Consider the following 11856-nt stretch of genomic DNA (forward strand, 5'->3'; position numbering starts at 1 on the left):
GAGCAGTTCTGTTTCACTTTCTGTTTCACTCTTAGTATCATTTTTTTCATCGATTCTTTGATCTGTTTCCTTTATTTCATTATCTATCGGCTCTAAAATTAAAATATCATCCATTATAATCTGAAATTTCTCTTCATTATTTTCTATTTTGGGAGATACAACATCAATCTCTTCTTTATATTGATGCTGTACCTTCTTTAAAACTTCTTCTTCAGAAGCAAGTGCTCTTGACCTGAATCCATATATTGGTGAGGGAATCTCTGTCGGATGAAAGGGCCTCTTTTCCTTATAAACAGATCTTGGTTCATTTTTATCATGACGGCGACTATTTCTCTCGACTTTTAACGAAGGTTCAGTTTGCTTTACTTGCTGAAATCGCTGTACATTAGGCTGTCTGACCTGTCTGACCTTTTTAGGCTCCTCACGCTCATTTGATATACGATCAGGGATAACAGGAAAGCGAAAATTCCCCTGCGGATACTGGTATGATATTCTTGTCTCAACATTATTATTATTTGCTGTATGATTAAACTCAGTCGTTTGCTTTTGTTTCTCGACTTCTTGTTTTTGTTCTGCTTCATCAAATTCATTTTCATTATCAGTTAAAAAAAAGTTTACAAATTTCGATAACCAATTCATTATTAAACCACTCTTTCAAATTCTATTATTCATTTCTATTGTAACAATAATTGTCTAAACTTGTAGATAAAAAAAATCACTAGTATGAAAACTAGTGACTTTCTCTTAAAATTATTCGATAGATTGTTCTTATTTTAGGGAATACTATTTTATTTCGGACGATTTTTTCCTAATATAAAAATCGGCTCTAATCGATTATCTTCGTATAAAAATGATAATGCGGTAATTGGAACGGTACCGCTGGCAAAAAAACTCATCGTTAGCTGGGCTAAAATGTCATAACCTGTTTCATTGCGGACATCGACAATAATTAAAACATCCTGGTGTGGAACAGCTACAGCCATCTTTCCTTCAATTTTCTCTTCATATGATTGCAAAAGTGAGTCATTTAAAATCCTACTTGCATCATAACCATCATTTGCATTGAAGAAATAAAAAATATTACCGGCTACATTATCTGCTTTTACTTTCGTTTCTAATGAACGAAGATTGAAAATAGCCATTTCCTTTAACTGCTCAATATTCCAGCCTTCTCTTTCCATCATCTTTACATCAATTAATCGATACGTATTGCCTAAGTCAAGAGCATAATAAATACGAGTTTCAGCAGTATGATCAGCAAATACAAGCTCTATGCCTTCTTTCGTTTCCTTCGTAAAAGAAGTGGAACGGATAACAGGAAAGACTGACTTTTCCTTTCCAGTCAATTCCTGCTGTTTTCCCATAACATTCAATGCTTCTTTTACATAGTACACAACTTCATCAATTGCTTCTTCTTTCTTGTTTTCCCATTTTGCAATAATTCCTGGCAATGAAAGGGAAACTCCTTTATCTGTCGTTTTATTTTCGATTCTAAGCATATCTTTTTCACGGTCAAATTCAAAAGACCAATGCTCATTAGACAGTTTCTCTTTAATAACTTCAACTAATTTTCTTGATGTCATTCTCATTTATTTTCCCTCCTCTCTTCCTATTATTAAGACTTTTTCTTAAGCATTTAGTGTATTAATAAAGTTTTGGATTTCTTCTTTCGTTTTGCGGTCCTTACTTACGAAACGTCCGATTTCTTTCCCTTTATTAAATGCGACAAAGCTCGGAATTCCAAAAACAGTTAACTCGCCACAAAGATCAATAAATTGATCACGATCAACATAATAAAATGTATAGCTGCTGTTTTCTGCTTCTAATTCAGGTAAAATAGGTTCAATAACACGGCAATCCGGACACCAGTCTGCTGAAAACATAAGTATCACGTTTTCTTTACTAATTATTTCATTATATTGTTCAATTGAATTCATTTTTTCCATTATAAAAACCTCCATTATTAATATATCAACTTGAATAATATCAAATAACTGTACATAAAGGAAAATGATATGAACATTTTTTAAATATACATTAATATTTTCTCTTCTGTCTAAAAATTATAACAAGCCAATTTATTATAGAATAATGTTAGATTGTGATAGAATTAGGTTATATTAACTTTATTATAGTAATAAGGAGAGATAATAATGGAATTTGTTGTTTATTTAGCAGGCGAAATACATACAGCTTGGAGAGAAGAAATTAAAAACTTAGCAAAAGAAAGACAGCTTCCGCTTACATTTGTTGGACCAATGGAAAACCATGACCGTTCTGATTCAATTGGGGAAGAAATTTTAGGTGAACAGCCTGGAAAAGTGTATAAAGATGATGCTGCTTCTGATATCAATAATTTAAGAACATCTGTATTAATGAACAAAGCAGATATCGTTGTTGCTTTATTCGGAGAGCAGTACAAACAATGGAACACAGCTATGGATGCGAGCACGGCTATCGCTTTAAATAAGCCGCTTATTTTAATCAGACCTGAGAACTTACACCATCCATTAAAAGAACTTTCAAATAAAGCTAACGTAACAGTATCTACTGTAGAACAAGCTTTAAAAGCTCTTTCATACATTTTTGAACAAGAATAAGAAATGAGAATGTCCCAGAAGGGTGAAAGCAACCCTTTTGGGACATTCTGCTGAAAGGCCTTGTTATGGAAATCCAGTAAAATCAAGGATTTGGCAACAAGGCCTTTCAGCTTTTAAAATTTATTAGGGACTTACAGGCCAGCCCCTTTCTTATTTGTTTGATATAAGTATTGTCCTAATAAAAGCTTAGAGAGTTCGGTAAACATTTCTGTTCTATTCACTAAACCATTCGTAAAAATGCCAATGGCACCTTCATTTTGTCTTATATTATGAGTATTTGTATAATCGTCCATCACATCGCCTAATTCACGGCCTGCAAGAACTGCTCTGCCTACTTCATCAGGCAGCAAAATTCTTGAGCCCCCAGCGATAATTACATCCTCATTTGAAGCTGCCAACGCGCCCCAATTGCATAAGAAAATCCCCATATTAGTTTCAACAATCCCGCCTTCAAGGCCAATTCCAATCCCAGCAACAGCCTCAAGAAGTGCATTATTAGCTCGATTTATCGCTCCATGGATCGTTTCCTCATCTGTAATAGGCTGGGGAGACACGCCTGATGAAACATCAAGAGCAAAGAATGTAACGTCATGAAATATAGAAAAAGCCTCTTTCACTGCATTTACTTTAGTCGGATTTTTCGTTCCAATTGCGATCTTCACTTTTACTCACCATTTCTTCATTATGAGTTCTGCTTAATCATATTAACTGTAGTTTCATCACATGCTTTCACAAGCTTTGTAATAAGCTCTTTCGCTGCTGCATAATCATCAATATGTAAAATTGATGCTGATGTATGGATATAACGTGAGCATACTCCAATTACAGCAGATGGGACACCTGTATTTGATAAATGAACACGACCAGCATCTGTTCCACCTTGGGAAACAAAATACTGATAAGGAATTTTATTCTTTTCAGCTGTATCAAGCACAAATTCTCTCATACCTCGATGAGTAATCATTGTACGGTCAAAGATTCGTAGCAATGCCCCTTTTCCTAACTGACCGAATTCTTTTTTACTTCCACTCATATCATTAGCAGGACTTGCATCCAATGCAAAAAATAAATCAGGCTTAATTAAATTTGCTGCTGTTTGGGCCCCTCTCAGCCCAACTTCCTCTTGAACTGTTGCACCTGAATACAATATATTTGGTAATTTTTCATTTTTCAATTCTTCAAGAAGCTCAATTGCAAGTCCGCAGCCATAGCGATTATCCCATGCTTTTGCTAAAATTTTCTTTGGATTTGCCATCGGTGTAAATGGACAAATAGGAACAATTTGCTGTCCAGGTTTAATACCGATTTCTTCAGCATCTGCACGGTCATCAGCCCCAATATCAATAAGCATATTTTTTATATCCATCGGTCTTTTTCGCTGTTCTTCACTTAAAAGATGCGGAGGGATAGAACCGATAACACCGACTACCGGTCCATTATCTGTTATTATTTGTACTCTTTGTGCTAATAATACCTGGCTCCACCATCCTCCCAGTGGCTGAAATCTTAACATTCCGTTATCTGTAACCGCTGTTACCATAAAACCGACTTCATCCATATGTCCTGCAACCATTATTTTCGGGCCGTCTTTTCGCCCATACTTTACGCCAAATATACTCCCTAATTTATCCTGGATAATTTCATCTGAGACAGGTTCAATCTTTTCACGCATAAAAGCTCTTACTGCATGCTCATTCCCTGATGCACCTTGTAACTCTGTTAAAGTTTTAAATAATTCCATCGTTTTACTATTCATCGTTAGCCTCTTTTCTAAAAAGATTTCCAAACATTATGTATATATTCTATTCTACATTGTTATGAAAAAGCTTTCCACAACTTGCCGTTTTGAATAATGTTTCGTTATACTAAAAACGAGAGCTTATGAAGATAAGGGGGGAAAGAAAATGAAATGCAAAGACTTTATGATTGGATTAGGCCTTGGAATAACAATTGGATATTTTCTAAAAGATCAACTGAAAACAACATATATTTCATCAAATAAAGCATTGAATATAGTGAAAAAAGCATTTAAAGAGCGAGGAACAATTGATGGTTCTTGGATTTTTACAAATGTGGAACAATATGAGAAAAACGGAATTTCCTACGATATTTATAAAACCGGAATTTCCCGAACAGTGGACGACTCAGCTGAACAATATGAGACAATTGTCGATGCGAAAACAGGGACAATTTTAGAAGTAAACAAGGTCTAAAGCGAGACCTTGTTTACTTATATTGCACCTCTGCGCGGTAAATCCTTTGACCTTTTTTAGAGAATTTTTCTTCATATTCTGTCATAATATTTCCTTCCATATTACTGTTATGCAAATCTAAGCTCACATATTTCAGTAATAATCCATATTCAGAAAAACTCATTAATGAATATTCAAACAACCCCTGATTATCTGTTTTAAAATGAATTTCACCTTTATCTGCTAAAATAGTCTCGTATAATGCAAGGAATGTTTTATATGTCAGTCTTCTTTTTATATGACGTTTTTTCGGCCAAGGGTCAGAGAAATTTAAATAAACTTGTCCAACTTCACCCTTCTCAAAAATGTTTGTTAAATCATTTGCATTCACATTTAGAAGTTTAACATTTGGCAGCTCAACATCTACTAATTTTTGTAATGCTAAAACAACTACATTTTCTGATAATTCAATTCCTATATAATTAATATTGGGATTTTGCTTTGCCATCCCTGTTATAAATTGTCCTTTACCTGTCCCTACCTCAATATGAATAGGATTATCATTTCCAAATAATTCATTCCATTTTCCTTTTTGATTTTCCGGAGCCTGAATAAGATATTGTGGATATTGTGAAATAAAGTCACTAGCCCATGGCTTATTACGTAAACGCATTTAAAAACACCTCAATTAATTATTAAAAATCAAAGTGTCTGACCCCTCTAACTTGATATATGCAATTAAGCTATATATCAGTATCGTTGGAAAGGTCAGACCTTTTTATGATAAAGCTCTAAAATCTTGTTTGTATATTTCTTCATTATAAAAGACATATTATTCTTATATGCCAGATTAGAAAGGATGATTCCTTATGCCTCTTGATTATGGACATCAACTCGGGTTATTAAAAGATATTCTATTAGAGCATCAATCGGATTGTTGTGGAACAGTAGCAGAATGTGAACAACTTGAAAGGGTTATAAAATCATTATTAGCTAATGCAAATGTTAATGAAAATATTAAAAATATATTAGAACCTATTCACACATATAGTCAAACTGGGAAAAATAGTCCACAGTTAAATGAACATATTGAATCACATCAAAATATATTAACGGAGTGGATTAATGATATTGATTCATATTCTTAGGAAGCGCTCATTTTCTGAAGCATTTCCCGAATATGATTAATCCAGTTTATTAATTCCTGTTCGTTTTCCTTAGCATGATGCCAAAGAATAGATGTAATTCCTTGTGCTAACACATACCAGTACATCCTATTTAATATTTCTCCATCGAGTGACAGGCCATATGCACATAACCAATTTTCCCATTGGCTTTCCTCGATGTACCAATATAATAAAATACCGATATCAATTGCCGGATCAGCAATCATTGCTCCGTCCCAGTCAATTAAATAAAGCTGCTTTGTTTCTGTAATGAGCCAGTTATTATGATTGATATCACAATGACAGACAACATATTCCTCACATTGGATACTCGGCAATTTCATTTCAAGATATTCAATAGCCTGTTTAATCTCCATCTGATTCAATCCATGAAACTCCACTGCCTGTTTTATATCTTGTAAAATAGAGCTTGGGGTTAAAGGCTGTTTCCCAAGTCTTTTTAACATATCTAATAATTCCTTCGAATGGTGGATTTTATGAAGCAGTTCCGCCACATTTTCTCCGCCCATTTCTTTAGACTTTAACTCGCTCCCATCAATCCAATGTTGAGCGGTAATGACATCCCCATTTTCAAGCCTTTTCGTCCAAACTAATTTAGGGACAATTCCTTCAGCAGAGAGCACAGCTAAAAATGGAGAACTATTACGTTTTAAAAATAATTTTTGACCATTATACTCGGCATAATAAGCCTCCCCGGTCGCACCGCCTGCAGGGGAAATTTCCCATTCACTACCTAGTACTTGTTCCATCCAGTTTACTTTCACGTTCAACCCAACATTTCATTTAATTATTAGTTAATAATTCCATCCTTCTCTAGATGAAATAAGAGCTTTTTGAAAGAAAAAGATGACTATTGCTCATATAAATAAAACATCAATAGCCATCTTTTTAAATTTTATCTTTTCCATATGATGATAGTCAAGTAAATTTCATTTCTACATTTGACATAAAACGTATGTTCCTAACTCATTAACGATTAATGAGGAATGTTTTGTTAAACTAGAAAAGGGGTTATTAGCACTAACTTCTTTCGGAGTACAAATTAAAGACCATTCCTCTGTTCCTGGAAGCTGTATATTTTCATTATGCTGATTATTATTATGAATAATTAAAATATTTTTCCATGGTCCATAATCTGATACATCTTGTAATTTATAGACGAATAAATTCGGATAATAATCTAAAAAGATTAAGTGTTTCCGGATAAGATCATAATTTGGAAAACGGAATGCACCGTGCTGCTTTCTTAATGAAATTAATCCTCTCATATAATTAACATTATCCTTGAACTCACTTCTTCTTGACCAGTCAATCCAGTTAATTTTATCTGGATAGTTATAACTATTTTCAATTCCCTTTTTCGTACGGAAAAACTCCTGCCCGCTATGCAAAAAAGGGAGCCCTTGTGAAAGCAGAACAATACTTGTAGCTAACCGATGCCTAGCCCTCAGTCGTTCTTCATTTTCATTTTGGTTCATACTTATAAATTTATCCCACATCGTATGGTTATCATGTGATTCAACATAATTAATTGACTGATGAGGATAGTTAAAAAATTCATCAATCGTTCCAGCAACTAATCGCTTTAAACCATATTTTTTATCATTAACACCTAATACAAAACCCTGATCGTTAATATTAAACGTGCTGCCTTTCACCAGATCACGGAATTTATCATTGAAGAAGGCAATACCACCCATTTTTCTTGCATTGGGACGAATTGCTTTCTCCTCTATTGCCAATGGAGTTTGTAGATCCCATCCTTCTCCAAGAAGGATGACATCTTCCTTTATCGAAGTTGCTATCTTTTCTATTTCATTCATCGTTTCTACATCTAAGATTCCCATCAAGTCAAAACGGAAACCATCAACATCGTATTCCTCTAACCAGTATTCAACAGACTCCTTAATAAATTTCCTTACCATTAAACGTTCTGAAGCGACATCGTTCCCAACTCCAGTCCCATTAGAAGGCTGGCCATATTTATCATAACGGAAGAAATATCCTGGCACGATTTTTTCAAAAGATGATGTTTCTTTATGGTATACATGATTGTAAACGACATCTAAAATAATTTTCAATCCATTTTGATGGACATTTTGAATAAGCGATTTTACTTCCATTACTCTTTTATATGGGTCATATGGATCTTTTGAGTAGCTGCCGTCAGGTGCATTAAAATGAAGCGGATTATACCCCCAGTTATAATGGGTAAAAGGATTTTTTTCATCCACTTCTTCAAAATCATTAATCGGAAGCAGCTCAATATGTGTAATCCCTAACTCTTTCAAATAACTAATTCCAGTAGAATCACCGGCTGAATTAACCGTTCCCAGTTCTGTAAAACCTTCATAATAACCTTTATTTACAATACCGCTCTCTGCATGAATAGAGAAATCCCGAATATGTGTCTCATAAATAACAGCATCTGTTTTATTAACTAATGGCATTGTAGGAATCTTTTTTACAGCAGTCTTATTTAAGTCTGCAACATATCCATATTTTCCGTTAATCGAAACGAGCTTTACATTTGGATCAACCGCTTCCTGCCAAACTAAGTTTACACAGACGAGGTAAGTATAGAAGTATCCTTCATAATCACCGACTAATTTTTGAGACCATACACCTTTTTCAAGCCGCTCCATATCTAATGTGTTTACGATCTCTTGTTTGTCATTATAGAGTCTTAGTTTTACATCTGTGGCTGTGGGTGCCCATACTTTCCAAATCGTCTCTTCCAGCTTATATTCCACACCTAAATCTTTTCCATCGTAATAAAACTTCTCATCAAATTCCTGCGTCCGCACAACAGCACCTATTTGTAAATCAGTAACATTGTTTTTCTCATCAATAATTTTATTTGTTAAGGAAAAATCAAGTTCCTGCTTCGTTTGGCAAACATATTTAATATGTTTTTCAATTTCATAGTACTCTTTTACTAAAAGATCCTCCTCCATTCCATTCATTTTTAAAATGAATGTTTTTTTATCACTATGTTTCTCCTTAGGAATGAGAATAGTTATCTCATTTAACTTATCCAAATATGCCTCAAATTCACGATTTACATATATCACGATCATTCATCCCCTTGTGAGAACCCACGATAATTTTTGATACAAATGTGCGATTCTCTTGGAAAATACCTTCCATTTATTTAATAAATAAAACCGATTCAAACATTTTTTAAATCGCTTACATTTCATTGAACTCATGTAAATAATAACTCTCTTTAGTATTTGTATACTCATATTTTATGTCATGAATATATAAATGTTCTATTGAGCTGTTATTTATCTTCTTATTTAGCCATAAAAAAATACTTCCTCCCCCACTAAACATAGAAATACAGCTTAATGAGCAGATGCGGGAGGAAATTATTCTACGTCCTTTACCCATTCTTGACGTTTAAAGGAGCTGGATAGACCATAAGTTAATATTGATTGAGTTGCTTTTAATTGAACATGCTTCAAAGGCGAGGACGACCCTCTTATTTGCTGGAACCAGTTATTGTATGTTCTTTTATCTAAAAGAATAACATCATATGGCGGGACTGGATAATCAATATAACTGTTTCGGCTTATAATCACTTTCTTAATTGGCAGCTCTACTCCAGCCGATTTCATAAGCTTTTGGACAACAGTGCCAGTTCGATTTAAACTAAGAAGCGGATTTAATATTTTATTTTCAAAGTCAATTCCTTTTTCAATCCAAAAGTTTTCCTTCGAACCAATATAAGTTACATCACTCAGTCTCTCCAATAAAGTAATACAATATATTTCTGTTGGACTAATTAAAATAATATCAAGTTCAACAGGGGCCTTTTGAAGTATTAGTACAGGCTTATAAAGAAGTAAAAAATGATCTGGGATACTTTGTAAAAAATATCGGATAATTGGATCGTGATAAACAGATTTTTCAACGATTGATTTCTCAAGCAGTGTGGAACTGGCCCATCGGATTTGAAAACGGAATATATCATCTAAAAATAAAGATTTAAGCTCTTCTAAATTTTTCGGCTCAGTTGTAAATTCGACTGATAGATCTTCTTCACTCATTGCTCTCTCTTCAATAAGAAGCGGGATCGTAATTGACTCAATATTATCTTTATTTTTACTAAACTTATTTTTCAATTTATTTATAATCGTTTGCTTTCTGCTCATTTCAAAATTCCGCTCCGGCTCAGCCGTTTCTTTCATAACAGAATGCAGTGTTTTCCCTTCCCAGGCATTAAGGACTTTTTCCCATTGCTGTTTTTTCAAACGAATGAACTGGCCTGGGTAACGATATGGATCAACCTCATAGCGAGAAATATAATCGTATAATTTAATTAATTGTGCCAATTTCTTATCACCCCACTCTTCAAACTTTCTTCTTACTACATACTATAACATTATTGAAACGATAATCGGACAAAGAATACTTGTAAAAATAGCACTTAAAGTCATGGATACAGAACTTACTGCCCCTTCCAGCTTTCCATATTCAATTACCTTTGCTGTACCAATTCCATGGGCGGCGGTACCAAAACCGAGACCAATAGATAAACTCCGCTTTACTTTTAACATTCTCAAGAGCATAGGGCCAAATATTGCTCCAAAAATACCAGCAAGAATAACATAGACTGCGGCAAGTGCAGGTGTTCCGCCGATAATTTCTGTTAAATCCATTGCTACGGGTGTAGTCACTGATTTGGCAGCAAGCGATAAAGCAAGCATCTTATCAATATGAAATATCTTACCTAATAAAAGCCCGCTTACAATTCCAATCAAAGCACCGATAAAAACACTCGTCAAAATATTCACAATATTTTCTCTTACAATTTTTCTTTGCTCATATAAAGGGATAGCGAATGAAACAACAGCAGGTCCGAGCAGTTCATCAATCCAATTCCCTCCAATCATATATGTACGATAAGAAATCTGGCTGAAAAGAAGAAAAGGAACAATAATTATTGTTGATGTCGCAATTGGTACGAGCAACGGATGTGGAAATCGTTTATATAAACATTTCATTCCATAATAAACAGCAATTGTTAATATAATAAATAAAATCCCAATAACAATATTCATGCCCGGAGCCTCTCTTCTACATTCTTTTCCCCATCCTTATTTTCTTTCCTGTTTAAAATAAACTCACTAATCATAACAGTTGAAAGCATAACGATAATCGTACTTAATAAAACGATAATAATTGTTATAAATCCTGGTCCGCTAAAGAGGTGAAGATAGTCAATAATTCCTACTGTTGCTGGAATAAATAATAATGTCATATGTGCCAACAGAAGGGAACCGCCTATTTTCAACCATTCTACTTTAATCAGCCTCATATATAAAAGAATAAAAAGAATGAGCATTCCTATGATACTGCCTGGAATAACTAATTTAAATGTTGTATGAATCCAGTTTCCTAATAAATAAATACAATATAAAAAAAAGATTTGAATAATTGCTTTTACGTACCGTATTTGCATCTCGCTGCCAAAACATTATAAAATTTTTCATTCCATTACTTTGTCTGATTTTATAATGCTGCTCGTTTTGACAGACGATTTCCCCTCCTTATCCTTTTTAATTGTTGAGATACCCTCCGCCGCAACATGCATAAAAGTTTCTCGATTTTATTCATTTATACTTTTACAATTTAACCATTTGTCTTTATATCAAACTTATTATACTTAATTTTAGCAAAGTTTTGCTTTATCATGTAAAAAAGTAAATTTTATTTTTAATCGATTATTTAGCATGATATGATTTATATAAAGTGAAGCTGTTAATGGGGATTTTTTCTCGTCCCCGCTAATAATTAGTTGAACTAATCGGACCTTTACGGACAGTTGATCTCCTGCATATCTTCTCTGCCTTTATCAGAATCTGCAGG

At 33.9% G+C, this 11856-nt stretch carries 13 protein-coding genes and 1 pseudogene; 3 read left to right on the forward strand and 11 right to left on the reverse strand.

Features of this window, described 5'->3' with window-relative positions; translation table 11 throughout:
• The 3 genes and pseudogenes from BFA01S_RS18340 to BFA01S_RS18350 all read right to left on the reverse strand — a co-directional run.
• A pseudogene (locus BFA01S_RS18340) lies at window positions 1-639 on the reverse strand (hypothetical protein); the annotation flags it as partial.
• Between the two features lie 149 nt (window positions 640-788).
• On the reverse strand, window positions 789-1589 hold the full coding sequence (locus BFA01S_RS18345; RefSeq protein ID WP_066234145.1) for a DUF1444 domain-containing protein: 801 nt from the start codon (window positions 1587-1589) through the stop codon (window positions 789-791).
• Window positions 1590-1628: 39 nt separating this feature from the next.
• Window positions 1629-1946: a thioredoxin family protein gene (locus tag BFA01S_RS18350; protein WP_066234148.1), complete on the reverse strand. Its 318-nt coding sequence runs from the start codon at window positions 1944-1946 to the stop codon at window positions 1629-1631.
• A 207-nt stretch (window positions 1947-2153) separates the two neighbouring features.
• Here BFA01S_RS18350 and BFA01S_RS18355 point away from each other — a divergent pair, with 207 nt between their 5' ends.
• Entirely contained in the window at window positions 2154-2600 is a 447-nt protein-coding gene (locus BFA01S_RS18355; RefSeq protein ID WP_066234151.1) for a YtoQ family protein, read from the forward strand.
• Window positions 2601-2731: 131 nt separating this feature from the next.
• Here BFA01S_RS18355 and BFA01S_RS18360 read toward each other — a convergent pair whose 3' ends face one another.
• On the reverse strand, window positions 2732-3262 hold the full coding sequence (locus BFA01S_RS18360) for a DUF84 family protein (RefSeq protein WP_066234153.1): 531 nt from the start codon (window positions 3260-3262) through the stop codon (window positions 2732-2734).
• A 20-nt stretch (window positions 3263-3282) separates the two neighbouring features.
• Entirely contained in the window at window positions 3283-4356 is a 1074-nt protein-coding gene (locus BFA01S_RS18365) for a M42 family metallopeptidase (protein WP_066234156.1), read from the reverse strand.
• A gap of 148 nt (window positions 4357-4504) precedes the next feature.
• Between BFA01S_RS18365 and BFA01S_RS18370 the strand changes: the two genes are divergently transcribed.
• A complete protein-coding gene (locus BFA01S_RS18370) occupies window positions 4505-4813 on the forward strand; it encodes a PepSY domain-containing protein (RefSeq protein ID WP_066234159.1) in 309 nt (102 codons plus the stop codon).
• A gap of 13 nt (window positions 4814-4826) precedes the next feature.
• Here BFA01S_RS18370 and trmB read toward each other — a convergent pair whose 3' ends face one another.
• Entirely contained in the window at window positions 4827-5465 is a 639-nt protein-coding gene (gene trmB, locus BFA01S_RS18375) for a tRNA (guanosine(46)-N7)-methyltransferase TrmB (protein WP_066234162.1), read from the reverse strand.
• Window positions 5466-5661: 196 nt separating this feature from the next.
• On the opposite strand from trmB, the gene BFA01S_RS18380 reads away from it, so the two are divergent.
• Entirely contained in the window at window positions 5662-5940 is a 279-nt protein-coding gene (locus BFA01S_RS18380; RefSeq protein WP_066234165.1) for a YtzH-like family protein, read from the forward strand.
• Here BFA01S_RS18380 and BFA01S_RS18385 read toward each other — a convergent pair.
• The 5 genes from BFA01S_RS18385 to BFA01S_RS18405 all read right to left on the reverse strand — a co-directional run bounded on the left by BFA01S_RS18385 (window position 5937) and on the right by BFA01S_RS18405 (window position 11449).
• Window positions 5937-6749 (reverse strand): phosphotransferase family protein, encoded by an 813-nt coding sequence (locus BFA01S_RS18385; RefSeq protein ID WP_235843065.1) that lies wholly within the window; start codon window positions 6747-6749, stop codon window positions 5937-5939. The genes BFA01S_RS18380 and BFA01S_RS18385 overlap by 4 nt on opposite strands.
• 165 nt (window positions 6750-6914) lie before the next feature.
• Window positions 6915-9053: a type I pullulanase gene (gene pulA, locus BFA01S_RS18390; protein WP_066234168.1), complete on the reverse strand. Its 2139-nt coding sequence runs from the start codon at window positions 9051-9053 to the stop codon at window positions 6915-6917.
• A 300-nt stretch (window positions 9054-9353) separates the two neighbouring features.
• Window positions 9354-10319, reverse strand: coding sequence for a nuclease-related domain-containing protein (locus BFA01S_RS18395; protein WP_066234170.1), 966 nt, complete (start codon window positions 10317-10319; stop codon window positions 9354-9356).
• 42 nt (window positions 10320-10361) lie between these two features.
• Window positions 10362-11048: an LrgB family protein gene (locus tag BFA01S_RS18400; protein WP_066234172.1), complete on the reverse strand. Its 687-nt coding sequence runs from the start codon at window positions 11046-11048 to the stop codon at window positions 10362-10364.
• Window positions 11045-11449 carry a CidA/LrgA family protein gene (locus BFA01S_RS18405; RefSeq protein WP_156483896.1) on the reverse strand — a complete coding sequence of 135 codons (405 nt, stop codon included), beginning with the start codon at window positions 11447-11449 and terminating at the stop codon, window positions 11045-11047. Before BFA01S_RS18405 ends, BFA01S_RS18400 begins: the two co-directional genes overlap by 4 nt.
• Window positions 11450-11856 lie beyond the last annotated feature (407 nt).

Source organism: Metabacillus fastidiosus NBRC 101226, assembly GCF_001591625.1.
GTDB lineage: Bacteria > Bacillota > Bacilli > Bacillales > Bacillaceae > Metabacillus > Metabacillus fastidiosus.

Coding starts and splice junctions, on each gene's coding strand:
- BFA01S_RS18365 (WP_066234156.1), bottom strand. CDS start 4,356: ATGAATAGTAAAACGATGGAATTATTTAAAACTTTAACAGAGTTACAA.
- BFA01S_RS18355 (WP_066234151.1), top strand. CDS start 2,154: ATGGAATTTGTTGTTTATTTAGCAGGCGAAATACATACAGCTTGGAGA.
- BFA01S_RS18405 (WP_156483896.1), bottom strand. CDS start 11,449: ATGCAAATACGGTACGTAAAAGCAATTATTCAAATCTTTTTTTTATAT.
- trmB (WP_066234162.1), bottom strand. CDS start 5,465: ATGCGTTTACGTAATAAGCCATGGGCTAGTGACTTTATTTCACAATAT.
- BFA01S_RS18400 (WP_066234172.1), bottom strand. CDS start 11,048: ATGAATATTGTTATTGGGATTTTATTTATTATATTAACAATTGCTGTT.
- BFA01S_RS18350 (WP_066234148.1), bottom strand. CDS start 1,946: ATGGAAAAAATGAATTCAATTGAACAATATAATGAAATAATTAGTAAA.
- BFA01S_RS18345 (WP_066234145.1), bottom strand. CDS start 1,589: ATGAGAATGACATCAAGAAAATTAGTTGAAGTTATTAAAGAGAAACTG.
- BFA01S_RS18370 (WP_066234159.1), top strand. CDS start 4,505: ATGAAATGCAAAGACTTTATGATTGGATTAGGCCTTGGAATAACAATT.
- BFA01S_RS18380 (WP_066234165.1), top strand. CDS start 5,662: ATGCCTCTTGATTATGGACATCAACTCGGGTTATTAAAAGATATTCTA.